Below are 24,137 nucleotides of genomic sequence, written 5' to 3' on the forward strand. Positions count from 1 at the left end.
CGGAGTGCGGCATCCTGTCCAGCGAGCCGACTACCGTTTCCGGTCTCCCCGCTTCGCTTCGATTGCATGGAGGAAGGAGACACCTGCCATGATCGACCGCGACGCCATCATCTTCGAACTGCACCTTCCCGAGCCGGGCGAGCGCAACGCCACGCTGGCCCGCCTGGTGCGGAAGTACCCGGACCTCCGCGAGGAGCTGGTCGACCAATTCTGCGAGATCGTTCTGATGGAGTGGCGGGCCGCCTACGATCCGGAACCCCCGTGCCCGCCGGTGGACGAGGCCGAGGCTGCCCGGTCGCTAGCCCGCTTCCGCGCGATCGAAGCAGGGCTTGGCACTGCCAGCGCGGCCTGAGACGATCGAGGCCTGGAGCGCGTCCGGGCGCTCGAATCCGTGCGGATCGGGCCGCCGCGAATATCGCGGGTCGCAGCCCGAGAACAGCCCGAGATGCGAAAAGCCCCGGACGGTCGGTCCAGGGCTCGGCGGCTAATTGAGTGTTTTTGCTGGAGATTTTTGGTAGCGAGGGAGGGATTTGAACCCCCGACACAAGGATTATGATTCCTCTGCTCTAACCAGCTGAGCTACCCCGCCCCAAGCGGCATCCGCCCCGGGAGGACGGCTTGTCGCGAGGCCGCGGTATAGGAAGACGGGGTGCGGGGTGTCAACGGTCCGTTGCCGGCCGGACGCAGAATCCCGTGACCGGCATGCTGAAACATGGTCGCAACTGTCAGTCCGAACGGGGTGATCGCGGCATCGAACCATGTCCGATCCGGTACGCGCCGCTATCTTGACCCGAAGGCCCGGAACGAGGGCCGGCAGACCCGGAGTGTTCGATGACCCGCAGTGCCAGCATCCGCTTCGCAGTCCTGCTCGCCGTCGCGGCAGCACCCCTCATCGGCGCGCCGGCATTCGCGGCCGACAAGACCTACCGGGCGGCGCTGACCGGGAGCAGCGAGGTGCCACCGACACAATCGCAGGGCACCGGCGAGGTCACCGCGACCTTCGACCCGGCCAGCAAACGCCTCAGCTGGAAAGGTACCTACAGCGGACTCACCGGCCCTGTTACGGCGGCCCATTTTCACGGTCCCGCCAAGGCGGGCGAGAACGCGGGCGTGCTGGTGCCCGTGACTGCCGCCGGCAGCCCGTTCTCCGGCGAGGCCATGCTGGACGACGCAAAGGCGGCCGACCTGGAAGGAGGCCGGCTCTACTTCAACATCCACACCGCGGCCAATCCCAAGGGTGAGATCCGCGGCCAAGTCGAGCCGGCGCGCTGAGCCGGCGCCTCGACGGGCAGTCTTCGTCCGGTTAGGCGGGGAGCCCCACCTGCCGGAGCCTTCGGATGAAGCAGATCGAGGCCATCATCGCCTGGACACCCCGTCGCTGGGCAGAGTTGAAACCGGAGACCGCCGGGCAGGTGGCGGTGCTGCCGGCACCCGACGAGGCCGGCGCGGCCAAGCGCTACATGATGCGCGCGGGCGCCGGTTCGTCCGCGCTCGCCGCCCTCTCGGAAGAGGCGCGGATTGCGCGCCTGTTCATCGATTTCCAGACGCTCGTGGTCCGCGACGGCATCGATCCGCAGGTTGTGCACCGCGCCTTCCTGGCGATCGACGAGTACCGCTTCCGCATCGCCCCCGACACCGAAGGTGCCGAATTCGAGGATCCGCCGGAGGAGGACTGAGCCGTTCCGCCAGTCCATGGAATGCCGCGGGACCGGGGGCCTCGCGCAAGCGTGAGAATAACGAATACACTTCCGGCAGTGGCCGCCCTATCTCCCCGTCGTCCTGACTTCGCCGGAGGCCGGCCATGTCCGTATCCCGTCGCGCCGTGATCGCCGCAGCGGCCCTGATGCCCGCCGCGGGCCGCCTGGCGCGGGCCGCCGAACCTCTGATCCGCCGGCCGATCCCATCGACCGGGGAGATGCTTCCGGCGATCGGCATCGGCACCTCCCGGCGCTACGAGGTTGAAGCCACGCCCGACAAGGTCGCGCCCCTCAAGGAGGCCGTGCAGACCTTCGTCGCGCTGGGCGGCACAGTGATCGATACCGCGCCGAGCTACGGGACCGCCGAGGACGTGCTCGGGGTCATCCTGGCGGAGACGGGCCTGCGCCAGAAGATCTTCCTCGCCAGCAAGGTCGACACGACGGGCCGGGATCAGACCCGTGCGGAGTTCGAACGGTCGCTGAAGCGGATGAAGGTCGACACACTGGATCTCGTGGCGGTCCATAACCTGATCGATGTGGACGACAACCTCGCGGTGCTGCGCGATCTGAAGGGCGAGAAACGGATCCGCTATGTCGGAGTCACAGTGTGGCGCGACAACCAGCTCGACGCTTTGGAAGCGGTCATGAAGCGCGAGACCCTCGACTTCATCCAGGTGAACTACGCCATCGATAACCGTGCCGCCGCCGAGCGCGTGCTTCCGCTCGCCGCCGACCGGGGGTGGCGGTCATGACGAACGTGCCCTTCGGCCGCGACCGCCTGTTCAAGGCCGTGCAGGGCAAGGAGCTGCCCGCCGTCGCCAAGGATCTCGGCTGCGCGACCTGGCCGCAGTTCTTTCTCAAGTACGTGCTCGGCAACCCGGCCGTGACCTGCCCGATCCCCGGCATGGCCAAGGCTTCCTACGTTGAGGACAATCTCGGCGCCGCCCGGGGCAGGCTCCCCGATCCGGCGCAGCGCAGGCAGATGGAGGCTTTCATCGATGCGGTCTGATCACACCACGCGCCGCTCGGCGCTCGCCCTGGCGGCCGGGCTGTCCCTGGCGGCCGCCATGCCGGCCCTGGCGCAGGACGGCGCCAGGAAGATCCGAATCGGGGTGATCGGGGCCGGAAATATCGGCGGCACGGTCGGCACCCTCTGGGTCAAGGACGGTCATGAGGTGATGTTCGCCTCACGGCATCCGGAGACCTTGGCCCCGATGGTCTCGGAACTCGGGCCGAAGGCGAAGGCCGGTACGCCCGAGGAGGCGATCAGGTTCGGCGATGCCGTGTTCATCGCCGTGCCCTACAAGGCCTATCCGGATCTCGCGAAGGAGATCGGCCCGTCGCTGAAGGGCAAGATCGTGCTCGACGCCGGCAATGCCACGCAGAAGCGTGACGGGGCCCTCTACGACGAAGTGCAGGCGAACGGCCTCGGGATCACGTCCGCGAAGTATTTCCCTGGCGCAAAGCTCGTCCGGGCCTTCAGCTCAGCCAACTACAAAGTGTTCGCGAAGGAGGGCGCCAATGGCGGGCGCGACCGCACCGGCGGCCGGATGGCGATCCCGATCGCCGGCGACGATCCTGCGGCGCTCCGGGTCGCCGAGCAACTCGTCCGTGATGCCGGGTTCGATCCGGTCGTGATCGGCTCTCTCAAGGATGCCGATAAGGTCGCCATCGGTGCTCCGGCCTTCGGACAGAACGTCACCGCGTCGGAGCTGCGCGAGAAGCTCGGACTAGCGAATTAGGGCATGGGCGCGGCAGGCCCTGCGCTCGATCAGGCCGGTCGAGACGCCGCGCTGTCGAGTCGCCGTGTCGGCCGACGGCACGGGAACGCTCCGTTGAGATCTCTCCATGCCTGAGCCCGCAAGAGCTGGTGGCCCACTGGCGCGCCTGATCGGCGTTCAGCCCGGGGAAGGTCGGGCCCTCGCATGGTCCTGGGCCTACATCTTCTCGATCCTCGCCGCCTACTACGTCCTGCGTCCGATCCGCGACCAGATGGGCGTCGCGGGCGGCATCGAGAACCTGCCGTGGCTCTTCACAGCCACGCTGGTGGGCATGCTCAGCCTCAACCTGCCCTTCGCCTATCTGGTGAAGCGGATGCCGCGGGCGCGTTTCGTGCCGATCACCTATCGGTTCTTCGCGGCCAACATCCTCGCCTTCGCGCTGACGCTTTACCTCGCGCCGCCCGAGTGGGGCGTGTGGATCGGGCGCGTCTTCTTTGTCTGGCTGTCGATCTTCAACCTATTCGTCGTATCGATCTTCTGGGCAACGATCGTCGACGTGTTCTCGAACGCCCAGGGCAAGCGCCTGTTCGGCTTCATCGCGGCCGGCGCCACGGTGGGCGCGATCGCCGGCTCGGCCACGACCGCGCTGCTCGCCAAGAATGTTCCAACCTGGGGGCTGATGCTCTGCGCAGTGGTGTTGCTGGAGGTCGCGGTCTTCTGCATGCGCGGGCTGGCGGCCCTGTCGACCCGACTGCACGAGGTTCCGGGGAACAGCCCGACCGCGGAGGACGGGCAGGACCGGACGATCGGCGGCAGCGTGCTCGCCGGCGTGACCCGTACGCTGGCGTCCTCCTACCTTCTCAACATCTCCCTGTTTTTGCTGCTGTTTTCGGTGACGTCCACCTTCCTGTACTTCGAGCAGGCGGGCATCGCGAAGCGCAGCTTCCCGGACCGGGGCGCTCAGACCGCCTTCTTCGCCAGCGTCGACCTTGCGGTAAACGTGCTGACCCTCGGCATCCAGCTCTTCCTCACCGGGCGGATCGTGAAGCGACTCGGCGTCGCCATGACCCTCGCGATCCTGCCGGCCTTCAGTATCCTCGGCTTCGCGGCGCTCGCGGCCTGGCCGACGATCGGCGTCATCGTGGCCTTTCAGGTCCTGCGCCGGGCCGGGAACTTCGCCATCGCGCGGCCCGTCCGGGAGGTTCTGTTCACCGTGGTCCCACGGGAGGACCGCTACAAGGCCAAGAGCTTTATCGACACGGTGGTGTATCGGCTGGGCGATCAGGTCGGCGCGTGGTCGTTCACCGGCATCCAGACTATCGGCCTCGGCAGCGCGAGCATCGCCGGCGCGGCGATCCCGCTGTCGCTGGCGTGGTTGGTGAACAGCGTCTGGCTCGGCCGCGCTCAGGAGCGCCGACGGATCGCCCAGGAAAGCGAGACGGGCGACGACACCGGCCGGGTGCACGGCGGCGTCATCGTTGGGCGAAGGTAGCAGCCCGCCGTCCGCCCGCCGCCGCCAGCGCGAGGCCGTCGACCTACCGGTGCTTCATGAAATCCCAGATCAGGAAGGCCGGAAAGGGGAGCATGATGGCGAAGAAGATCCAGTCGAACATCTGAGGCATGAGGCAGTCCTTCTCACGGTCCGCCTTGGGTTCTACCGGCGCGGCAGCCCGAAGTTCCGGAACGGCCGCCGTCCCGCCCGTTAAGACGCGGTTTACCCTGCGCGCTGAGGGTTCGGGCTCGGTCGGGTCGGGAGAGCAGGATGGCGGGGTCCTCGACGGGGCGGCGGTTGCGCCGGCACGACGGCTGTCTGCTAGCCCTGCTCATCCCGCTGCTCACAGCGCCCCTTCAGGCGTCCGCGCAGGAGGCCCTCTTCATCCGGATCCGGCCGCTCCCCGACGCCGAAGCCGCGCGCGTCGCCCGGGAGATGCTCTGGGCACGCCGGCAGGCTCATGCCCGCGCGGTCATCGAATCCGTCTGCACCGGCTGCCTCGGCGCCTGGAAGGCCGAGGCCCCACCGACCACGGCTGCGCGGCCCGGACTCGCAGAAGCCCGTGAGGCGCAGATTGCGAACCTCGCGGTGCCGATAGGGGTTGAACTCGACCCCAGTGCCGGGGCATCCGACGAGCATCCCGATCCATCGACTTCCGAGGTGCATCCATGACGCAAGCGCATCCGACCAGCGGCGCCGAGCCCGAAGTCGATTGCCCGGTGACCCTCGAGGTACTCGGCTCCGTGTATCGGGCCGACGATTTCGATCTGCCGCTGATCCTGGAGCAGATCCCGCCGCTCAAGCGTGCCCAGCTCGCCGCCTACCTGTACGGCAAGAGCCACATGCACAAACTCGGCCTCAAGGTCGCCCGCTCCTGCGAGCGCGACGACCTCATCCGCGTCGCCGGCGAGATCGGATCGGTGATCCACGGCCAGGCTCACCTGAAGCCGTCCCGGCCGGCGCCGGAGGCCGCGCCGCAGCTGCGCGCGAAGACGCCGCCAGGGCAGAAGAAGGTGAGCCTCGCCGGCGCGGCACCGAAGCCCGCGATCAGCCTGGGCGGTTCGGCCAAGGTCCGGAATTTCGACTGAACGGCCACCGACCCGGGGATTGCGGTGCGCACCTTGCGTCGCGATCCCCAGCCCGGTGCGGGCCAGCGCGTTGCGCGCGTCCCGGCCATCGGATAATCGCCCGCGATGAACACCGACCACGACAAGATCCTGATCGTCGATTTCGGCTCTCAGGTGACTCAGCTCATCGCCCGCCGGGTGCGGGAGGAGGGCGTCTATTGCGAGATCGTGCCCTTCACGAAGGCCGAGGCCGCGTTCCGCGAGCAGCGGCCGAAGGGCGTGATCCTCTCCGGCGGCCCTGAGTCGGTGACGGTGGAGGCCTCGCCCCGGGCGCCCCAGCTGGTCTTCGATTCCGGTGTCCCGGTCTTCGGCATCTGCTACGGCCAGCAGACCATGGCGGCGCAGCTCGGCGGAGCGGTCGAGGGCGGCCACCATGCGGAATTCGGGCGGGCCGAGGTCGAGATCCTGGCCGATTGCCCGCTCTTCAACGGCGTCTGGCATAAGGGCGAGAAGTACCCGGTCTGGATGAGCCACGGCGACCGGGTCACCAAGCTGCCCGATGGCTTCACCACCGTGGCGATCTCGAAGAACGCGCCCTTCGCGGCGGTGGCGGACGAGGCGCGCAACTACTATGCGGTCCAGTTCCATCCGGAGGTGGCGCACACGCCCCACGGCGCCCTGCTGATCCGCAATTTCGTCCGCGACGTCGCCGGATGCTCAGGCGACTGGACCATGGGCGCCTATCGCGAGGAGGCGATCGCCAAGATCCGCGAGCAGGTCGGCGCGGAGAAGGTGATCTGCGGGTTGTCCGGCGGCGTCGATTCCGCCGTCGCGGCCGTGCTGATCCACGAGGCGATCGGCGACCAGCTCACCTGCGTGTTCGTCGATCACGGGCTCCTGCGGCTCGGCGAAGCCGAGCAGGTCGTGGCCCTGTTCCGCGACCACTACAACATCCCGCTGGTTCACGTGGAAGCCTCGGGCATGTTCCTCTCGGCGCTTGAGGGGGTCAGTGACCCGGAGGTGAAGCGCAAGACCATCGGACGCCTGTTCATCGACGTGTTCGAGGCCGAATCGAAGAAGATCGGCGGGGCGGCGTTCCTCGCACAGGGCACGCTCTATCCGGACGTGATCGAGAGCGTGTCGTTCACAGGTGGCCCCTCGGTGACGATCAAGAGCCACCACAACGTCGGCGGGCTGCCCGAGCGCATGAACATGAAGCTCGTGGAGCCGCTGCGCGAGCTGTTCAAGGACGAGGTCCGGGTGCTGGGCAAGGAACTGGGCCTGCCCGAGGGTTTCGTCGGCCGCCATCCGTTTCCCGGTCCGGGTTTGGCAATCCGCTGTCCCGGCACGATCACGGCCGAGAAGCTGGAAGCCCTGCGCAAGGCCGACGCGATCTACCTCGACGAGATCCGGCAGGCCGGGCTCTACGACACGATCTGGCAGGCCTTCGCGGTGATCCTGCCGGTGAAGACCGTGGGCGTGATGGGCGACGGCCGCACCTACGACCACGTCTGCGCGCTCCGGGCCGTGACCTCGGTGGACGGCATGACGGCCGATTTTTACCCGTTCGACATGGCCTTCCTCGGCCGGGTCGCCACCCGCATCATCAACGAGGTGAAGGGTATCAATCGGGTGACCTACGACATCACCTCGAAGCCACCCGGCACGATCGAGTGGGAGTGAGCCGGCCAACGGACCGATCTTCATCCGAGTGCTGCGCCGTCATCGCGAGCGCGGCGAAACGACTCGGTGCAGCGCGACGTCGGAAGACGTGGCGTACCCTGGATTGCTTCACTTGGTCTGCGAAGCCAACGAAGGCGGCAGAGCCCGCGCCGCGGGCGCTGTCATGGTGCACACAGGGCTGGTTCAAGCGCCTGCAGGGCCGGCCGGAACGCAGCCAGGTGCAGCCCATCGCGCAAGGCACCGGGCTTAGCATAGCCGGTATCGCCATCGCGCAGCGCCGCGAACGGATCCGCGAAGGTGCAGCCGAGACGTCCGCAGAGGTTCTCAAGCCGCCGCGAATAATCCGCCACCGCGCCTGCCTCGACGAGCTTGCCGATCTCCCGGCCGACCGGGGGCAGGGCGGTCACGGTGACCCGGGGGCTCAAGTCCTGGAGCCGCCTGATGATCGCCTCGGCAGATGCTTCGAACTGCTCCGTGGGCTTCGTCAATTGCGGATTGTTCTTCACTAGGATGTCGTTGGTCCCGATCGTGAGGGCGGCCAAGCGCGGACGGGTCTTGAAGGTCAGGCGCTTCAGGTAGTCGGCATAGCTGCCCGCCGTCGCCCCGCTGACGCCGCCGTTGACCAGATCCAGACCGCACGGGCGCTGGCCGCCGGGCTGCAGTTCCACCTGGGAATCGCCGGCCCAGAACACGTAATCGGGTGGCGCCTCGTCGAGGCTCACCTGCACGGCGATCAGGCGCATGTCCGCGTAGGCGCGCGCGTCGGCCCCGGGCCGGTGGAGGCGCCATCCGGCGAGGCCGCCGAGCGCCAGCAGGACTAGGCCGACGACGAGCAAAAGAGTGAGGCGCTTCACGAAGCGGCACCAGCGCGATCGACCTGGGCGTCAGGCCGCGAATCCGTCGATGCGTAATAGGGCTTGATGTCGAGGAGCGGCGTGCCGTCGAGGCAGTCGAGGCCGCGAACCTTCAGAACCGCGCCGTCGCGGCCGACCAGTTCCACCACCGAGAGGGCGATCGGGTTCGGCCGCGCGGGCGAACGCAGCGAGAAGGTCCCGCGCGGACCGTCGGCGTGACGCGGGTGCTGGACGACGAGGCCGCGGGTCGCCCGGTCCATCCAGTAGAGCAGGATCAGGTGCGTGCAGCCGGTCACGGTACGCAGGCCTGGGGCGAAGGCGGGGTCGACCTCGACGCTGCAGACCGCGTCGGTTTGGAGGCCGTTCTTCGGACAATCCGAGCGCGTTTGCCACGGCGTGTGCAGCCGGCCGATGAAGTAAAGGCCGGCGTCGTAGCGCTCCGGCAGAGCCGCCACCTCTTCGCCGGGACGGATCCCGAACTCGTCCGCGCCCATGCCGCCTCGCTCCGGTTCGGCGGGCTTGTCGGCCAAGCGCCCGGCGCCCGCAAGCCCACATGGCACGCGCAGCAGGCCTGCATCTCGCTCCCCGGCGGCCGCAGGTGTAGATCCGCCGCCAGCGACGGAGGCGACATGATCGAGCGTGAATTGCGGCCGATGCAGGCGGTGGCCGATGCCGGGACCGCCATCGACCGCTTGGTCGAACTCTACGACCACGCGGCTGGCGCTCTGCGAACCGCCCTGGAACGCTACCTCGCAGGCGGCCCGCCGCCGGACGCGACCGAACGGCTGGCCTTCCGCTATCCCGAGCTGCGCGTCAGCTACCGGCCGGACGGACCGCTGCCCCGAGTGCGGCGGGCCACCGCCAAGCTCCAGGCCGCCGGTACCTACGCGACAACCATCACTCATCCAGGCTTCTTCCGTGACTACCTCACCCGGCAACTGGAGCCGCTCATCGCCGATTACGGCGTGGCTCTCGAAATCGGCCTGAGCGCGCAGGAGATCCCCTATCCCTACGTGCTGGAGGCCGGGCTCGATGCCCGCGGCCGGGCCGTCGACGGCGCGGAGCTCGCCACGTACTTCCCGGTTCCGCTCCTGTCGCTCGTCGGCGACGAGATCGCCGACGGGACGTTCGCTCAAGCCGACGGCGAGCCGCTGCCTCTGGCGCTGTTCGATGCGGTGCGGGTCGATTACTCGCTGCGGCGGCTGGTTCATTACACGGGCTGCGACTGGCGGGACGTCCAGCCCTGGATCCTGCTCACCAACTACCACCGCTACGTCGACCAGTTCGTGCGCCACGGCCTGGAACGGCTGGCCTCCGATGAGGAAGGCTTCGAGCGGCTGGTCCTTCCGGGCGGCGTCTCGGTGACGCGCGCGGAGGCCGCGGATGCCGATCCTGCGGCCGTGATTGCCGCTTCGCCGTGGCACCGGCACCAGATGCCGGCCTATCACCTCGTCGCCCGCGGTGCCGACGGGACCCTGCAGGGTACGACGCTCGTCAACATCGGCGTCGGTCCCTCAAACGCCAAGACGATCACCGACCACCTCGCGGTGCTTCGCCCGGATTGCTGGCTGATGGTCGGGCATTGCGGCGGTCTTCGTCAGTCCCAGACCATCGGTGACTACGTCCTCGCCCACGCCTACCTGCGCCGGGACCGGATTCTCGACGAACTGGTTCCACCGGATGTGCCGGTCCCGGCGCTGGCCGAGGTGCAGCTCGCTCTGCAAAGCGCAGCCGCCGCGGTGACGGGCGAGCACGCTGACGCCCTGAAGCAGCGCCTGCGGACGGGTACGGTCGTCACCTATGACGACAGGAACTGGGAGTTGCGCTTCAGCCAGGAGCGGCGCCGGATCAATCAGTCGCGCGCGGTCGCGGTCGACATGGAGAGCGGCACCGTCGCGGCTCAGGGATTTCGGCTGCGCGTTCCCTACGGAGCCCTGCTCTGCGTTTCCGACAAGCCGCTCCACGGCGAGATCAAGCTCCCGGGCGCCGCGAACGCGTTCTACGACCGGGCGGTCTCGGAGCATCTGCGGGTCGGCCTTGCGGCGCTGGACGGTCTGCGCGCCGACCGTCACGGACTGCATTCGCGCAAACTGCGGAGCTTCGACGAGCCACCGTTCCGCTGAGCGGGTTCGACCGGGGCGGCCATCGTTCCCGCGACGAGGACCGGCGACACGTTCAGGATCTGAGCGAATGACGTCGTCGGCCGCCGCCGCGACTCTGCGCAACGGTGCCGACGCCCTGATTCCTGCCGTCGGCGGTCGATGGGACAGCGGTCACAGCGACCGACTGCCACGCCGCCTCTTCGCGCTCACGCTTGGAAACCTTGTCAGCGAGGCGTGTTTGGAAAGTCAGATCCCTCTCAAGATTTGGACTTTCCGATGAAGCGTTTAGCGATTGCATCGACGGCCCTTCTGGCCGCCGCAATGTTCCTGCCCGGCAGTGCGGATGCCCGCGGTTTCGGCGGTGGCGGGTTCCATGGCGGTGGCTTCGGTGGCTTCCACGGCGGCGGTTTCGGTGGTGGCGGTTTCCGCGGAGGCGGGCTGGGTGGCGCCCGTGTCGGCGGCCTCGGCGGCGGCTTCCGTGGGGCCGGCCTCGGCGCCGGCGGCGTGGCGGGAACCGGCGTCGGCGGTCTCCGCACCGGCGGATTCAACAACGCAGGACGGGTCGGCGTCGGTCGGGCGGGTGTGATCGGCAACCGCGGCTTCGCGGGTCGTGGCTTCGCCGGACGCGGGTATGGCCGCGGTTACGGTCGCGGCTTCGGTTACGGGCTCGCTGGCGTCGGACTGGGTCTCGGCGTCGGCTACGGCCTTGGCGGCTTCGGCTACGACAATTGCGCCGATGGTTTCGGTTACGGTGCCTACGATCCGGCATACTGCAACCTCTACGGCTACTAGGCCGGGAAGTCGCTTCGTCCCTTTCACAGGATCGGCACTGAGAAAGGCTCGGTCGCGGACGCGGCCGGGCCTGCTCTGTCGGGCCGCAGCGATGTTGGGGGCGAGGGGCAGTGCCGCTGGCGCATGCCACACACCTGGACGCGTTCCTTCGTCATGCGCGAAGGCACTATCAAGAACATCCGAATTGCGAACCGTGCCAATCCGGCCAGGATGCGGAGCATCCGTAAAGGGCGCGGCGTCGGGAGGTCCGGGTGAGCGGGGAGGCTGTAGTTCCGGCGACGGCGGTCCTGCTGGTAGTCTGCATGGGCCTCTGGGCCACGGCGCTGCTACCGGAAGTGGTCACGGCGCTCGCCTTCTTCGGCCTTGCGATGCTGCTGCGGCTGGGCAGTGCCGGAACGGTCTTCTCGGGATTCTCGACTTCGGCCTTCTGGCTGGTCCTGTCCGGGATGATCGTGGGCCAGGGGATGACGCGCACAGGGCTGGGCGCCCGCATGGCGCGCGCGCTGGCTATGCGCCTGTCTGGCTCCTACGGACGCTTCATCGCCGGCCTTGTGATGCTGAGTTTCCTGATCGCCTTCGTCATGCCGTCGAATCTCGGGCGCATCGCCCTGATGATTCCCGTAACGTTGGCGCTCTGCGATGCCTTCGGCCTGACGGCTGGTCGTCCGGGGCGCACGGGCGCCGTGCTGGCGGTCGGCGTCGCAACGCCGATCCTGTCCGCCGCCATCCTGCCGGCGAACGTGCCGAATCTCGTCATGGCGGGCTCAGCCGAGCGGTTGCTCGGCCTTCACCTCTCGTACCTTTCCTACTTCGTGCTGCACGCGCCGGTGCTCGCGGTCGTCAAGGGTGCGATGCTGGTGGCCCTGATCGTTCGACTATTCCCGGACCGGCTGTCATCGGCCGCCCCAACTCTGCCGGCGCTTCCGCCGATCTCGGCCGCCGAGCGGCGCCTCGCCGTCATTCTCGCCTGCACGCTCGCGCTCTGGATGACCGACAGCCTGCACGGCCTCGCACCGGCCTGGGTCGGGCTGGCGGCGGCGGTGATCTGCCTGCTGCCGAGGATCGGGGTGCTGCAGCCGGAGGCCTTTCAGCAGGTGAACCTGCGAACCTGCTTCTACATCGCGGCGCTCCTCGGCCTCGTCGCCCTCGTCAACGAGACCGGACTTGGCGAGCGACTGGGCCACATCCTGCTGGCGGTCGCACCCCTGACGCCCGGCGCGGACGCGGCGAATTTCGCGGTGCTCACCGGACTCGGCACGGTGCTGACGCTCCTCGTCACCGCCAACGGCGCGCCGGCGCTCTATACCGGTCTCGCGGGAGAGATGACGGAGGCCAGCGGCCTGTCACCACTCGCGGTCGTCTCGCTTCAGGTGATCGGCTACTCGACCGTGTTCTTCCCCTACCAAGCGCCGCCGATCGTGTTCGCCAGCGAACTCGGTGGCGTGCGGCTTCGGGATGCCACACGCCTGACGCTGAGCTTCGGGCTGCTGTCACTCCTGGCAGCGCCGCTGGACTACGCCTGGTGGCGGATCCTGGGGCAACTGAAGTGACAGATTCTCGATAGTGTCGCCCAGCTTGTCACATTGCGTTGCAGCATGACGCATTGCGGCTTGCTCCCGTAGCCACTAGCGCTACCAGATTAGAGACGGTCCAGTTCGCAGCTGCGAGGCTTCAATCCGATGGCACCCACCGCTCGCCCGACAGTGGCACAGCCCATGTCGCCGCATCTCCAGATCTATCGCTGGACCTGGACGATGGCGATGTCGGTGTTTCACCGCGTCACCGGCACGGCCCTCTACGGAGGGACTGCGCTGGTCGCGATCTGGCTCGTCGCACTGGCTTCGGGACCGGTGGCCTATTCTTACGTGGCCGGCTTCTTCGGCTCCCTGTTCGGGCGGCTGATCCTGTTCGTCTACACGTGGATCCTCATGCACCACATGCTCGGCGGTCTGCGCCATCTGGCCTGGGACTTTGGGATCGGCTTCGATCGGGAGAAGCGGCTTGCCATGTCCCGCCTGACGCTCATCGGGTCGGTGGCGCTCACCCTCGTCATCTGGGCGGTCGCCCTTCTGGTTCGCTGAGGAGGTCGGCATGGCCAAGGAACAGGTCCGCCAGGACACCAGCGTCTCCATCCGCACGCCGCGGGCCCGCGTCCGCGGCCTGGGCGTCGCCCATCACGGCGTCGGCCATTGGTGGCTGCAGCGAATCACCGCAGTGACCAACACTGTGCTGATGCTGTCCTTCGTGGTCATCATCGCCCGGATGGCCGGGCGCGGCTATGCGGATGCAGTCCACGTCCTCGCGAACCCTTTCGTCTCGATCATCCTCATCCTGGCGTTCCTGTCGGTGACCCTCCACATGCGCATCGGCATGCAGGTGATCATTGAGGATTACGTGCACGCGCAGGCGACCAAGATTGCCGCCGTGTTCGCCAACAACGTCTACGCGGTCCTGGTGGCCGTGGCCTGCGTCTACGCGGTCCTGCGGATCGGCTTCGGACAGCCGGCCTGAACCCGCATCAACGAATATCGAGGAGCCGACCATGGCCGCCAACGGCACGAACGGCAGCGGGCCTGCCTACACGATCCACGATCACGCCTTCGACGTGGTTATCGTCGGCGCGGGCGGCGCGGGCCTGCGCGCCACCGTCGGCTGCTCTGAGGCCGGCCTGCGCACAGCCTGCATCACCAAGGTGTTCCCGACCCGCTCGCACACCGTCGCGGCACAGGGCGGCATCTCGGCGTCCCTCGGCAACATGGGCCCGGACGACTGGCGCTGGCACATGTACGACACCGTGAAGGGGTCGGACTGGCTCGGCGACCAGGACGCCATCGAGTACCTGGTGCGCAACGCGCCCGCCGCGGTCTACGAGCTTGAGCACTGGGGCGTGCCCTTCTCCCGCACGGAGGAAGGCAAGATCTACCAGCGCCCGTTCGGCGGCATGACCACCGATTACGGCAAGGGCACCGCCCAGCGCACCTGCGCGGCGGCCGACCGCACCGGCCACGCCATGCTGCACACCCTCTATGGGCAGGCGGTGAAGAACCAGACCGACTTCTTCATCGAGTACTTCGCCCTCGACCTGATCATGGACGACGAGGGCCGCTGCCGCGGCGTCATCGCCCTCGATCAGGCGACCGGCGAGATCCACCGCTTCCGCGCCCAGATGACCATCCTGGCGACCGGCGGCTACGGGCGCGCCTATTTCTCGGCGACCTCCGCCCATACCTGCACGGGCGACGGCAACGCCATGGTGCTGCGCGCCGGCCTGCCGCTGCAGGACATGGAGTTCGTGCAGTTTCACCCGACCGGCATCTACGGCGCGGGCTGCCTGATCACCGAAGGCTCCCGCGGCGAGGGCGGCTATCTGACGAATTCCGAGGGCGAGCGCTTCATGGAGCGCTACGCGCCGTCGGCCAAGGACCTCGCCTCGCGCGACGTGGTCTCACGCTCCATGACCATGGAGATCCGCGACGGCCGCGGCGTGGGCAAGAACAAGGATCACATCTACCTGCACCTCGACCATCTCGACCCGAAGATCCTGCACGAGCGCCTGCCCGGCATCTCGGAATCGGCGCGGATCTTCGCGGGCGTCGACGTGACCAAGGAGCCGATCCCGGTCATCCCGACCGTCCACTACAACATGGGCGGCATCCCCACGAACTATCACGGCGAAGTGCTGACGCTCCGCGATGGCAACCCCGACACGGTGGTTCCCGGCCTGATGGCGATCGGCGAGGCGGCCTGCGTTTCCGTCCACGGCGCCAACCGTCTGGGCTCCAACTCGCTGATCGACCTCGTCGTCTTCGGCCGCGCCGCAGGCAAGCGCTGCGCCGAGATCGTCGAGCCGAACGGCCGGGCCATGGAGCTGCCGAAGGGCGCGACCGACAAGGCCTTGGAGCGTCTCGACCGCTTCCGCAATGCCAACGGCTCGACGCCGACCGCTGAGCTGCGCGCCGAGATGCAGAAGACCATGCAGAACAACTGCGCGGTGTTCCGCACCGGCGAGGTTCTGGAGGAGGGCAAGGGCCTGATCCACAAGGTCTGGAACGCCGCCGCCGACGTGAAGGTCACTGACCGTTCGCTGGTCTGGAACACCGACCTCCTGGAGACCCTGGAGTTCGACAACCTGATCGGCCAGGCGGTCGTCACGATGGAGTCGGCCGCGAACCGCACGGAATCTCGCGGCGCTCACGCCCGCGAGGACTTCCCGGACCGGGACGATAAGGACTGGATGAAGCACACCTTGTCCTGGCTCGACGAGGGCCAGCACCAAGTGGTCATCGATTACCGCCCGGTGCACACCTACACGATGTCGAACGAGATCCAGTACATCGAGCCTAAGGCGCGAGTGTACTGATCTTAAATCCCGAGTCATGCGCGCAGTCGCCGGCCCCGGCCGTGCGACTGCCCCATTCAGTTCCAGCGGAAGCTGACGATCATCATGGCCCAGTTCAATCTTCCGAAGAACTCGCAGATCACGCCGGGCAAGTCTTGGCCGGCGCCGCCCGGCGCCAAGAGCTTGCAGACCTTCAAGATCTATCGCTGGAACCCCGATGATGGGGCCAATCCGCGGATCGACACCTATCAGGTCGACCGCGAGGATTGCGGTCCGATGGTCCTCGACGCGCTGCTGTGGATCAAGAACAAGGTCGATTCGACCCTGGTCTTCCGCCGGTCCTGCCGCGAAGGTATCTGCGGCTCCTGCGCGATGAACATCGAGGGCCAGAATGCGCTCGCCTGCACGATGGGCATCGACGAGTGCAAGAGCCCCGACAACGCGCTGCCGGTCTTGACCCGCAAGGACAAGGACGGCGCGATCCGGATCTATCCGCTGCCGCACATGCCGGTCCTCAAGGACCTCGTGCCGGACCTCACGAATTTCTACGCGCAGCACGCGGCGATCGAGCCCTGGCTGCAGACCGAGACGCCGGCGCCCGAGAAGGAGTGGCGCCAGACGCCTGAGGACCGCTCGCGGCTCGACGGGCTTTACGAGTGCATCCTGTGCGCCTGCTGCAGCACCTCGTGCCCGAGCTACTGGTGGAACGGCGACAAGTTCCTCGGTCCGGCCGCGCTGCTTCAGGCCTATCGTTGGCTGATCGATTCCCGCGACGAGAACACCGGTCACCGCCTCGACGGTCTGCACGACCCGTTCCGGCTCTACCGCTGCCACACGATCATGAACTGCGCCAACACCTGCCCGAAGAACCTGAACCCGGCGAAGGCGATCGCCGAGATCAAGAAGATGATGGTCGAGCGCACGCTTTGATCGCATCCCGGTGAGGCCTTCCGGTCACACCCGGGGGAAAAGGCCCGGCTCTTCGCACCGGTTTTGTTTGCGGAGGGAGCGGCCGCCTTGCGGTCAGCGCATTTGGATCGGAGTCAGGCGGCTGGCGCTTCAGCGCCCCGTTCAGCCCGACTCAAAGTGGACCGATGCTGCGCCCGAATCTGCCGACATTCGCCGTCCTCTGCCTGAGCGCCAGCCTCGGTGCCTGCGCATCGAGCCGCCTGGACGGCCCGCGGACCCGCGCCCCGTCCCAGCAAGGGTCCCTCGACGCGGTCACCGCGATCCCGTCGGGAACCGTGACCGCGGCGCCCCTGGCACCGCCGCCCGGTGCCGCGGCGAGCCCCGACGCGCCCCCGCCGCCCGGTGCGCAAGCCGCGCTGTCGCCCGCCGCGCCGACCGTGATCCCGGAGCCGGTCACCCCGCCGGCACCGCCACCCCCAGTGGTGGCGAGCGGGCGGGCGTCCGTGGTCGGCTCCTGGGATGCGCGGGACGCCACCGGGGCGAACTGCAAGGTCACCCTGTCGAGTGCGCCCGCCCTCGATCTGTACAAGGCTACGGCTTCGGGGTGCGCCAACAAGGATCTGGCCCGGGTCTCGGCCTGGGATTTCCGGGACGGCGAAGTCTACCTCTATCAGCCCGGCGGCTCGGTGGCGGCGCGCCTCCGGCAGGGAGGCGCCGGCCTGGAAGGTGCGCTGACCAAGTCGGGCGCCGCGCTGGCCTTGAATCGCTGAGGCCTTCGGACAGGACACCGCAACTGCTGCCGCGACCACTCCGCACGGTTGGCACGCGGCAGCCCGCACTTACATGAAGGCTCCCGCAGCCTCACACCCCCGGCAGCATGTTCCTCGATTGGCTCGAGCGCCGAGTCGACCCGTTCGCGCCCTTCGACGAAACGCGAATGCCGCCGCGGTCGGTTCTCGGCTTCGCGTGGTTCTACCTGCGGCCGATCCGCGGCGTGCTGGCGCTGCTGTTCATCATTGCGGTGATCGCCGGCACGGTCGAGGCCTCCCTTTACCTCGTCATGCGCTGGTTCATCGATCTGCTCGGCACGGCGGATCGGGCAACAGTGCTCTCCGACCATGCGGCGGGGCTAACGCTCGCGATCCTTCTCATCGCCGTTGTGCGACCGGTCTCGATCTGGGCCCACGAGGTGCTCTCCAACCAGCTCGTGGTCCCACAATCCACTAACCAGATCCGCTGGCGTGCCCATCTCTACACGCTCGGCCACGCGCTCTCGTATTTTCAGGGCGACTTCTCCGGCAGACTCGCCAACCGCGTCGTGCAGGTGGGCCCGGCGGTCCGCGAACTCGCCGTCGTCTTCATCGACACGCTTCTCTACGTGGCGATCTACGCCGTCACCGCGGTCGGGCTGTTCGGCTCGATCTCGCCGTGGCTGGTCCTGCCGGTGCTGATATGGATTGCCGCCTACGCGGCTCTGACCACGTGGTTTGTGCCACGGGCGCGGTCGCGCTCCCACCGCACCGCCGACACCCGTTCGACGCTGATCGGCCGGATCGTCGACAGCTACACCAACATCCTCACCGTGAAGCTCTTCGCCCGCGACCGCGAGGAGCGGGCGGCGGTGCGGGATGCCGTTGAGGTCCACACGGCGGCCTATCTGCACCAGTTCCGCTTGGTGACTCTGACCACCAGCCTGCTCGGGCTCCTTAACAGCGCTCTCCTCATCGCCACCGGGACGGCCTGTCTGATCCTCTGGCGGAGCAGTGGGATGACCACCGGCGAGGCGTCTGCGGGGCTTGCGCTGGTCCTGCGCCTGATCGCCATGTCCGGCTGGGTGATGCAGACGGTCCGCGGCGTCTTCGAGAATGTCGGCGTGGTTCAGGAAAGCATGCAGACGATGGCGCGGCCCCACGCCCTCGTGGACGCGCCGGACGCGGGCGCATTGCGGGTCGCGGGGGGCGAGATCCGGTTCGAGAACGTCGGGTTCCATTACGGGCGCGGCGATGCCACCATCATCGAGGATTTCTCGCTGACGATCCGACCCGGCGAGAAGGTCGGGCTGGTGGGAGTGAGTGGTGCGGGCAAGTCCACCCTGGCGACACTTCTCCTGCGGCTCTACGACGTGGAGAGCGGCCGCATCCTGGTGGACGGCCAGGACATCGCCACGGTGACGCAGACATCCCTGCGCGAGGCCATCGCGATGGTCAGCCAGGACACGTCGCTCCTGCACCGCTCGATCCGGGACAACATCGCCTACGGGCGGCCCGACGCCGATCAGGCGGCGATCGAGCGCGCGGCCCGGTTGGCCCACGCCGACAGGTTCATCGCCGACTTGGTCGACCACAAGGGGCGGCGCGGCTACGACGCCCAGGTGGGTGAGCGCGGCGTGAAGCTCTCAGGCGGCCAGCGCCAGCGGATCGCCATCGCGCGGGTCATGCTCAAGGACGCGCCGATCCTGATCCTGGACGAGGCGACCTCCGCGCTCGATAGCCAGGTCGAGGCTGCAATCCAGGATTCCCTCGACACGCTGATGGCCGGCAAGACCGTGCTCGCCATCGCTCACCGCCTGTCGACCATCGCGGCCCTCGACAGGCTCGTGGTCATCGACCGCGGACGGATCGTCGAGGAGGGCACGCACGCAGAACTTGTCGCCCGCGGCGGCGTCTACGCCGGCCTCTGGGCGCGTCAGTCAGGCGGCTTTCTGGCCGATCGGGATCCGCCGAAAACGCCCGAGGGCTGGCTGACGCCGGATCGGCGGGCGCGACATGTTTCCGACGCCTTGCGCAGCTAGGCGATTGCGGCGCCGGCCCAGACGGGTCGCGGCGCCGAGGTCACCGCGTCATCGCGGCCGATCCGTCCAGATCTGAGACATCCCGAGAGCGTTCCATGCCGGCACTCGACCTCGCGGGCCTTCCCGCGCGGGAAGGGGCCCCGTTGCACCGTCCCTGGCTCCGCGAACTGCGCGCGACACTGGCGCTATCGGGGCCGCTCGTGCTCATCAACCTCGCCCAGCACGGCCTGATCATGGCCGACGTCGTCCTGCTCGGTCGCCTCGGCGCCGTGGACCTTGCAGCGGCGACGCTGGCGCACGGGCTCTACTTCATCCTGTTCATCGGCGGCCTCGGCCTGACCGGGACGGTGGCACCGCTGACCGCTGCAGCGCTCGGGGGCGATCCAGGCGCGAGCGACGCCGCGCGGCGTACCCTTCGGGCTGGTCTCTGGGCCGCCACGCTGGTGTCCGCGCCCCTGATGGGGCTCCTCTGGTACACCGGCCCGCTGCTCGCCGCGATCGGAGAGCCGCCGGCCCTGGCCGAGGCGGCGGGCGCCTATATGCGCGTCTTGCAATGGGCGATGTGGCCGGCCCTGCTGTTCATGGCCGTGCGGGGCGCGCTCGCCGCCTTGGAACGGCCGGGCTGGGCGCTGGCCGCGAGCCTCGTTGCGCTTCCGGTGAACGTCACCCTCGGCCTGTGGCTCGCCTTTCCTGCGGGCCTCGGCCTTGGCATGGCGGGGATCGGCGCCGCCACGCTGTGCTCGTCGGTGTTCAGCCTCGCTCTTCTGGTCGCCGTGGTTCTGTGCAATCCACGACTCCGGCGCTATCGGCTCCTCCAGGGGCTCTGGCGTTTCGACGGCGCGCGGCTGGCCGCCGTCTTCCGGCTCGGCCTGCCGATGGTGGCGACCGGCCTGGCCGAGGCGGGCCTATTCGAGGCCGCCGCCCTCGGTATAGGCCTGTTCGGGGCGAGCCAGCTCGCCGCCCACGCAGTGGCGATCCAGATCGCGGCCGTGTGCTTCATGGTGCCCAACGGTGTCGCCCAGGCCGCGACCGTACGGGTCGGATTGGCCTTCGGGCGCCGGGACGGGAGCGGCGTACGACGGTCCGGCGCGGTCGCGCTGGGGCTCGCCTTCGTCTTCATGACGCTCTGCGCGTTCACCCAGCTCCTCGTTCCGGAACGGCTCACCGGCCTGTTTCTCGACCTGCGCGACCCCGCCAACGACGCCGTCCTGCCGATCGCGGCCGCCTTCATCGGCTTCGCGGCGCTCTTCGCGGTGGCTGACGGCGTGCAGTCGGTGGCGCTCGGCATGCTGCGCGGTCTGCAGGACACCCGGGTCCCGATGTGGATCGCGATCGGGGGTTACTGGGGCCTCGGCGTGCCGCTCGGCGCCGCGCTGGCCTGGGGCGGCGGCTTCCAGGGCTACGGAATCTGGTTCGGCTTCTGCGCGGGGCTCTTCGCGGTGGCGAGCCTGCTGGTCCTGAGGTGGCACCGACTCACGGGCGCGACATGAGGCGGGCGCATCCCGGAACGGAAGCCGGGGTGGAGGAATCGAACCAGCCTCAGGCGGTCGCGGGAGTGCCCTGTCTACCGCACCGCAGTAACATACGGCCCCGCTTACCGCGCGAGATGCGCGCGCGATCTGGCCGTCGGCTTGACTCCGGGCGACGGGCGGTCGCATTGCACAGTTTAGAATTAAAGTGCTGTGGTTCGGCCGAGCCGACAAACCCGCACGTCAAGCGGCGCGCCTCCCTCGTCCGGCACGGTGAGGGCCCGCTCTCTGGAGGTTCGAGACCTTGGCGAACACATCAGCCGCCGCCCCCGCGACGCATGGGCATGACGGCAGCCGCCGTGATTTCCTTTTCCTCGCCACCGGTGCCGCGCTCGCCGTCGGAGCGGGCGCTGCCGCTTGGCCGCTGATCTCCTCCATGGCGCCCGACGCCGATACGATCGCGGCCGGCGCCCCGATCGAGGTCGACCTGGCGCCGATCCAGGACGGGCAGATCGTGAACGTCTTCTGGCGCGGCAAGCTGATCTTCGTCCGCAAGCTCACCGAGAAGGAGGTGGGCGACATGAAGGCGGTGCCACTCTCGGCGATGATTGATCCCGCCGCCTTCACGACGCGGGTCAAGAATGGCCACGACCAGTGGCTCATCGTCTACGGCAACTGCACGCATCTCGGCTGCGTGCCGATCGGCCACCAGGGCAATTTCGAGGGCTGGGCCTGCCCGTGCCACGGCTCGCAATTCGACGCAGTGGGTCGCGTGCGCCACGGACCAGCGCCCATCAACCTGCCGATCCCCCCCTACGCCTTCCAGACGGATACGAAGATCCGGATCGGCGAAGGCGGCAAGGAAGCGGCTTGAGGAGGACGGAAGCATGAGCGGAACGGCCAGCACCTACGTCCCCAAGAGCCGCGTGGCCAAATGGTTCGAGGCGCGCCTGCCCATCGCTGGGCTGGTGCACTCGTCCTTCATTGCCTACCCGGTTCCGCGGAACCTCAACTACTTCTGGACCTTCGGGGCGATCCTCGCCGCATTCTTGGGGATCCAGATCATCACCGGCGTCTGGCTGGCGATGCACTATGAACCTTCGGCGACGGGCGCCTTCACCTCCGTCGAGAAGATCATGCGCGACGTGAATTACGGCTGGCTGCTGCGCTACGCGCACGCCAACGGCGCGTCGATGTTCTTCGTGGCCGTCTACGTTCATATGTTCAGGGCGCTCTACTACGGGTCGTACAAGGCCCCGCGCGAGGTGCTCTACATCCTCGGCGTCGTCATCTACCTGCTGATGATGGCCACCGCCTTCCTCGGCTACACGCTGCCCTGGGGCCAGATGAGCTTCTGGGGTGCCACAGTCATCACCAACATCCTTGCGGCGATCCCGGTGGTCGGCGACACGATCCAGACCCTGCTTTGGGGCGGTTACTCGGTGGGCAACCCGACGGTGAACCGCTTCTTCTCCCTGCACTACCTGCTGCCCTGGATGATCGCCGGCGTGGTCATCCTGCACGTCTGGGCGCTGCACGTGACGGGTCAGAACAATCCGGCCGGGATCCCGATCAAGTCGAGCAAGGATGCGGTGCCGTTCACGCCCTACGCCACCGTCAAGGACGTGTTCGCGACCTGCGTGTTCATGATCCTGTTCGCGTGGTTCCTGTTCTTCCAGCCGAACTTCCTCGGCCATGCGGACAACTACATCCAGGCGAATCCCGCCGTGACGCCCGCGCACATCGTTCCGGAATGGTACTTCCTGCCGTTCTACGCGATCCTGCGCGCGGTCCCGAGCAAGCTCGGTGGCGTGATCCTGATGTTCTCGGCGGTGATCATCCTGGCCTTCGCGCCGTGGCTCGACACGTCGCGAATCCGCTCATGCAACTACCGGCCGATCTACCGCCAGTTCTTCTGGGTGTTCATCGGCGTCACGCTGCTGCTCGGCTGGCTGGGTTCGCAGCCTCCGGAGGGCGGCTACGTGATCGCATCGCAGGTCTGCACCGCCTACTACTTCGCCCACTTCCTGATCGTCATGCCGCTCTGCGGTCTGTTCGAGACACCGAAGAAGCTGCCGGGCTCGATCCTCGAGAGCGTGACCGGGCCAGGCAAGCAGGTGAGCGGATCCGGCATGCCAGCGGGTGCCGCCGCCGCTCCGACCACCAAGGGCTGACGGGCTGACGACAGGACCATGATGATGACCCGCGTCCTCTCGACCGCCGCCCTTGCGGCACTTCTGTTCGGCGCCGCGCCGGCCTCCGCCCAAGAGGGACATGGCGGGCCGATCCCGGCCCGCGTGAACTGGAGCTTCGCCGGCACGTTCGGCCGCTTCGACACCGCGCAGCTGCAGCGAGGCTTCCAAGTCTACAAGGAAGTCTGCTCAGCCTGCCACTCGATGAAGCTGGTCGCCTTCCGCAATCTGGCGCAGGAGGGCGGCCCGGACTTCACCGCCAGCCAAGTCAAAGCTCTCGCCGCGACCTATCAGGTCAAGGACGGGCCGAACGATGCGGGCGACATGTTCGATCGCCCGGGCCGCCCGGCCGACACCTTCCCGCCGCCCTTCCCGAACGATCAGGCGGCAGCCGCGGCCAATGGCGGCAAGGCGCCTCCGGACTTCTCGGTGATCGCCAAGGCGCGGACCTTCTCCCGCGGCTCGCTGTACTTCCTGACCGACTGGCTGCCCCTCATCGGCTATTCGGAGCAGGGGCCCGATTACATCCACGCGCTCCTCAACGGCTACGAAGAGGCGCCGAAGGACTTCACCGTCCCGGATGGCGGCCACTACAACAAATATTATCCCGGCCACATCATCGCGATGCCGCCGCCGATCACCGACGGGCAGGTCACCTACCCGAAGAACGATCAAGGCCAGCCGGTCGTGCCCGAGACCGTCGATCAGTACGGCAAGGACGTCGCGGCTTTCCTGATGTGGGCGGCCGAGCCGCACATGATGGACCGCAAGGCTCTGGGGTTCCGGGTGATCCTGTTCCTGATCATCCTGTCGGGGCTGCTGTACTACGTGAAGAAGAAGATCTGGGCCGATGTCGGCGGCGAGGTCCACGGCCTCCAGCCGGAGTTGCACAAGGCCTACTGAGATCTCACCTCGGATCGACGAAGCTGGTTGGGCCTCCCTTGCGGAGGCCCATCTTTTTTGAGCTGGATCCCCATGTTAACCCGTCATTTCCGCGATGATCGGCTCGGGGAACACGAGCCGATCCAC

At 67.9% G+C, this 24,137-nt stretch carries 23 protein-coding genes, 1 tRNA gene and 1 pseudogene; 22 read left to right on the forward strand and 3 right to left on the reverse strand.

Features of this window, described 5'->3' with window-relative positions; all coding sequences use genetic code 11:
• Nucleotides 1-88 precede the first annotated feature (88 nt).
• Nucleotides 89-352, forward strand: a complete 264-nt coding sequence (locus MMSR116_RS16040) for a hypothetical protein (RefSeq protein ID WP_010682096.1) — start codon at nucleotides 89-91, stop codon at nucleotides 350-352.
• A gap of 160 nt (nucleotides 353-512) precedes the next feature.
• On the opposite strand, the gene MMSR116_RS16045 is transcribed toward MMSR116_RS16040, so the two are convergent.
• Nucleotides 513-589 (reverse strand) — tRNA-Met (locus MMSR116_RS16045).
• Nucleotides 590-831: 242 nt separating this feature from the next.
• Between MMSR116_RS16045 and MMSR116_RS16050 the strand changes: the two genes are divergently transcribed.
• The 8 genes and pseudogenes from MMSR116_RS16050 to guaA all read left to right on the forward strand — a co-directional run bounded on the left by MMSR116_RS16050 (nucleotide 832) and on the right by guaA (nucleotide 7,660).
• Nucleotides 832-1,272, forward strand: coding sequence for a CHRD domain-containing protein (locus MMSR116_RS16050; RefSeq protein ID WP_010682095.1), 441 nt, complete (start codon nucleotides 832-834; stop codon nucleotides 1,270-1,272).
• 65 nt (nucleotides 1,273-1,337) lie between these two features.
• Nucleotides 1,338-1,676: a hypothetical protein gene (locus MMSR116_RS16055; RefSeq protein WP_010682094.1), complete on the forward strand. Its 339-nt coding sequence runs from the start codon at nucleotides 1,338-1,340 to the stop codon at nucleotides 1,674-1,676.
• A gap of 125 nt (nucleotides 1,677-1,801) precedes the next feature.
• Nucleotides 1,802-2,706: pseudogene (locus MMSR116_RS16060) on the forward strand (aldo/keto reductase).
• Entirely contained in the window at nucleotides 2,696-3,439 is a 744-nt protein-coding gene (locus MMSR116_RS16065) for an NADPH-dependent F420 reductase (RefSeq protein ID WP_010682092.1), read from the forward strand. Before MMSR116_RS16060 ends, MMSR116_RS16065 begins: the two are co-directional and overlap by 11 nt.
• 106 nt (nucleotides 3,440-3,545) lie before the next feature.
• A complete protein-coding gene (locus MMSR116_RS16070; RefSeq protein WP_010682091.1) occupies nucleotides 3,546-4,910 on the forward strand; it encodes an NTP/NDP exchange transporter in 1,365 nt (454 codons plus the stop codon).
• A 270-nt stretch (nucleotides 4,911-5,180) separates the two neighbouring features.
• Complete coding sequence (locus MMSR116_RS16075; protein WP_010682090.1) at nucleotides 5,181-5,582, forward strand: hypothetical protein; 402 nt, start codon at nucleotides 5,181-5,183, stop codon at nucleotides 5,580-5,582.
• Nucleotides 5,579-5,998, forward strand: a complete 420-nt coding sequence (locus MMSR116_RS16080; RefSeq protein ID WP_010682089.1) for a hypothetical protein — start codon at nucleotides 5,579-5,581, stop codon at nucleotides 5,996-5,998. The genes MMSR116_RS16075 and MMSR116_RS16080 overlap by 4 nt, the downstream gene beginning before the upstream one ends.
• A gap of 105 nt (nucleotides 5,999-6,103) precedes the next feature.
• Complete coding sequence (gene guaA, locus MMSR116_RS16085; protein ID WP_010682088.1) at nucleotides 6,104-7,660, forward strand: glutamine-hydrolyzing GMP synthase; 1,557 nt, start codon at nucleotides 6,104-6,106, stop codon at nucleotides 7,658-7,660.
• Between the two features lie 161 nt (nucleotides 7,661-7,821).
• Here the strand turns inward: guaA and MMSR116_RS16090 are convergent, their stop codons facing one another.
• Both MMSR116_RS16090 and tsaA read right to left on the reverse strand, forming a co-directional pair.
• The gene (locus tag MMSR116_RS16090) at nucleotides 7,822-8,514 is read right to left on the reverse strand and encodes an SGNH/GDSL hydrolase family protein (protein WP_039892196.1); all 693 of its coding nucleotides are present in this window, start codon (nucleotides 8,512-8,514) and stop codon (nucleotides 7,822-7,824) included.
• Nucleotides 8,511-9,008: a tRNA (N6-threonylcarbamoyladenosine(37)-N6)-methyltransferase TrmO gene (gene tsaA / locus MMSR116_RS16095; protein ID WP_039892194.1), complete on the reverse strand. Its 498-nt coding sequence runs from the start codon at nucleotides 9,006-9,008 to the stop codon at nucleotides 8,511-8,513. The genes MMSR116_RS16090 and tsaA overlap by 4 nt, the downstream gene beginning before the upstream one ends.
• A 135-nt stretch (nucleotides 9,009-9,143) precedes the next feature.
• Here tsaA and MMSR116_RS16100 point away from each other — a divergent pair, with 135 nt between their 5' ends.
• The 13 genes from MMSR116_RS16100 to MMSR116_RS16160 all read left to right on the forward strand — a co-directional run bounded on the left by MMSR116_RS16100 (nucleotide 9,144) and on the right by MMSR116_RS16160 (nucleotide 24,011).
• Nucleotides 9,144-10,637, forward strand: coding sequence for an AMP nucleosidase (locus MMSR116_RS16100; RefSeq protein ID WP_039892188.1), 1,494 nt, complete (start codon nucleotides 9,144-9,146; stop codon nucleotides 10,635-10,637).
• 255 nt (nucleotides 10,638-10,892) lie between these two features.
• Entirely contained in the window at nucleotides 10,893-11,408 is a 516-nt protein-coding gene (locus MMSR116_RS16105; RefSeq protein WP_010682084.1) for a hypothetical protein, read from the forward strand.
• A 251-nt stretch (nucleotides 11,409-11,659) separates the two neighbouring features.
• Nucleotides 11,660-12,958: an SLC13 family permease gene (locus tag MMSR116_RS16110; protein ID WP_039892186.1), complete on the forward strand. Its 1,299-nt coding sequence runs from the start codon at nucleotides 11,660-11,662 to the stop codon at nucleotides 12,956-12,958.
• Between the two features lie 129 nt (nucleotides 12,959-13,087).
• Nucleotides 13,088-13,489, forward strand: coding sequence for a succinate dehydrogenase, cytochrome b556 subunit (gene sdhC, locus MMSR116_RS16115; RefSeq protein ID WP_039892184.1), 402 nt, complete (start codon nucleotides 13,088-13,090; stop codon nucleotides 13,487-13,489).
• A gap of 10 nt (nucleotides 13,490-13,499) precedes the next feature.
• Nucleotides 13,500-13,919, forward strand: coding sequence for a succinate dehydrogenase, hydrophobic membrane anchor protein (sdhD, locus tag MMSR116_RS16120; protein WP_010682081.1), 420 nt, complete (start codon nucleotides 13,500-13,502; stop codon nucleotides 13,917-13,919).
• A gap of 31 nt (nucleotides 13,920-13,950) precedes the next feature.
• Nucleotides 13,951-15,768: a succinate dehydrogenase flavoprotein subunit gene (gene sdhA, locus MMSR116_RS16125; protein ID WP_010682080.1), complete on the forward strand. Its 1,818-nt coding sequence runs from the start codon at nucleotides 13,951-13,953 to the stop codon at nucleotides 15,766-15,768.
• 84 nt (nucleotides 15,769-15,852) lie between these two features.
• Entirely contained in the window at nucleotides 15,853-16,677 is an 825-nt protein-coding gene (locus MMSR116_RS16130; protein WP_010682079.1) for a succinate dehydrogenase iron-sulfur subunit, read from the forward strand.
• Nucleotides 16,678-16,841: 164 nt separating this feature from the next.
• Nucleotides 16,842-17,426: an AprI/Inh family metalloprotease inhibitor gene (locus MMSR116_RS16135; protein WP_010682078.1), complete on the forward strand. Its 585-nt coding sequence runs from the start codon at nucleotides 16,842-16,844 to the stop codon at nucleotides 17,424-17,426.
• Nucleotides 17,427-17,533: 107 nt separating this feature from the next.
• Nucleotides 17,534-19,447 (forward strand): ABC transporter ATP-binding protein, encoded by a 1,914-nt coding sequence (locus tag MMSR116_RS16140; RefSeq protein WP_010682077.1) that lies wholly within the window; start codon nucleotides 17,534-17,536, stop codon nucleotides 19,445-19,447.
• Nucleotides 19,448-19,542: 95 nt separating this feature from the next.
• Nucleotides 19,543-20,937 (forward strand): MATE family efflux transporter, encoded by a 1,395-nt coding sequence (locus tag MMSR116_RS16145; RefSeq protein ID WP_010682076.1) that lies wholly within the window; start codon nucleotides 19,543-19,545, stop codon nucleotides 20,935-20,937.
• A gap of 283 nt (nucleotides 20,938-21,220) precedes the next feature.
• A complete protein-coding gene (gene petA, locus MMSR116_RS16150; protein ID WP_010682075.1) occupies nucleotides 21,221-21,790 on the forward strand; it encodes a ubiquinol-cytochrome c reductase iron-sulfur subunit in 570 nt (189 codons plus the stop codon).
• A 13-nt stretch (nucleotides 21,791-21,803) separates the two neighbouring features.
• Nucleotides 21,804-23,090 carry a cytochrome b gene (locus tag MMSR116_RS16155; protein WP_010682074.1) on the forward strand — a complete coding sequence of 429 codons (1,287 nt, stop codon included), beginning with the start codon at nucleotides 21,804-21,806 and terminating at the stop codon, nucleotides 23,088-23,090.
• A gap of 21 nt (nucleotides 23,091-23,111) precedes the next feature.
• On the forward strand, nucleotides 23,112-24,011 hold the full coding sequence (locus MMSR116_RS16160) for a cytochrome c1 (RefSeq protein WP_432419910.1): 900 nt from the start codon (nucleotides 23,112-23,114) through the stop codon (nucleotides 24,009-24,011).
• Nucleotides 24,012-24,137 lie beyond the last annotated feature (126 nt).

Origin of the sequence: Methylobacterium mesophilicum SR1.6/6 (assembly GCF_000364445.2) — a bacterium.
GTDB lineage: Bacteria > Pseudomonadota > Alphaproteobacteria > Rhizobiales > Beijerinckiaceae > Methylobacterium > Methylobacterium mesophilicum_A.

Excerpts from the sequence above, each read along its gene's own strand:
- MMSR116_RS16105 (WP_010682084.1), top strand. The coding sequence starts at position 10,893 with ATGAAGCGTTTAGCGATTGCATCGACGGCCCTTCTGGCCGCCGCAATG.
- MMSR116_RS16050 (WP_010682095.1), top strand. The coding sequence starts at position 832 with ATGACCCGCAGTGCCAGCATCCGCTTCGCAGTCCTGCTCGCCGTCGCG.
- MMSR116_RS16075 (WP_010682090.1), top strand. The coding sequence starts at position 5,181 with ATGGCGGGGTCCTCGACGGGGCGGCGGTTGCGCCGGCACGACGGCTGT.
- MMSR116_RS16070 (WP_010682091.1), top strand. The coding sequence starts at position 3,546 with ATGCCTGAGCCCGCAAGAGCTGGTGGCCCACTGGCGCGCCTGATCGGC.
- MMSR116_RS16160 (WP_432419910.1), top strand. The coding sequence starts at position 23,112 with ATGATGACCCGCGTCCTCTCGACCGCCGCCCTTGCGGCACTTCTGTTC.
- MMSR116_RS16155 (WP_010682074.1), top strand. The coding sequence starts at position 21,804 with ATGAGCGGAACGGCCAGCACCTACGTCCCCAAGAGCCGCGTGGCCAAA.
- guaA (WP_010682088.1), top strand. The coding sequence starts at position 6,104 with ATGAACACCGACCACGACAAGATCCTGATCGTCGATTTCGGCTCTCAG.
- MMSR116_RS16040 (WP_010682096.1), top strand. The coding sequence starts at position 89 with ATGATCGACCGCGACGCCATCATCTTCGAACTGCACCTTCCCGAGCCG.
- MMSR116_RS16065 (WP_010682092.1), top strand. The coding sequence starts at position 2,696 with ATGCGGTCTGATCACACCACGCGCCGCTCGGCGCTCGCCCTGGCGGCC.
- MMSR116_RS16055 (WP_010682094.1), top strand. The coding sequence starts at position 1,338 with ATGAAGCAGATCGAGGCCATCATCGCCTGGACACCCCGTCGCTGGGCA.
- MMSR116_RS16100 (WP_039892188.1), top strand. The coding sequence starts at position 9,144 with ATGATCGAGCGTGAATTGCGGCCGATGCAGGCGGTGGCCGATGCCGGG.
- sdhD (WP_010682081.1), top strand. The coding sequence starts at position 13,500 with ATGGCCAAGGAACAGGTCCGCCAGGACACCAGCGTCTCCATCCGCACG.
- sdhC (WP_039892184.1), top strand. The coding sequence starts at position 13,088 with ATGGCACCCACCGCTCGCCCGACAGTGGCACAGCCCATGTCGCCGCAT.
- MMSR116_RS16140 (WP_010682077.1), top strand. The coding sequence starts at position 17,534 with ATGTTCCTCGATTGGCTCGAGCGCCGAGTCGACCCGTTCGCGCCCTTC.
- sdhA (WP_010682080.1), top strand. The coding sequence starts at position 13,951 with ATGGCCGCCAACGGCACGAACGGCAGCGGGCCTGCCTACACGATCCAC.
- MMSR116_RS16145 (WP_010682076.1), top strand. The coding sequence starts at position 19,543 with ATGCCGGCACTCGACCTCGCGGGCCTTCCCGCGCGGGAAGGGGCCCCG.
- MMSR116_RS16135 (WP_010682078.1), top strand. The coding sequence starts at position 16,842 with ATGCTGCGCCCGAATCTGCCGACATTCGCCGTCCTCTGCCTGAGCGCC.
- MMSR116_RS16080 (WP_010682089.1), top strand. The coding sequence starts at position 5,579 with ATGACGCAAGCGCATCCGACCAGCGGCGCCGAGCCCGAAGTCGATTGC.
- tsaA (WP_039892194.1), bottom strand. The coding sequence starts at position 9,008 with ATGGGCGCGGACGAGTTCGGGATCCGTCCCGGCGAAGAGGTGGCGGCT.
- MMSR116_RS16130 (WP_010682079.1), top strand. The coding sequence starts at position 15,853 with ATGGCCCAGTTCAATCTTCCGAAGAACTCGCAGATCACGCCGGGCAAG.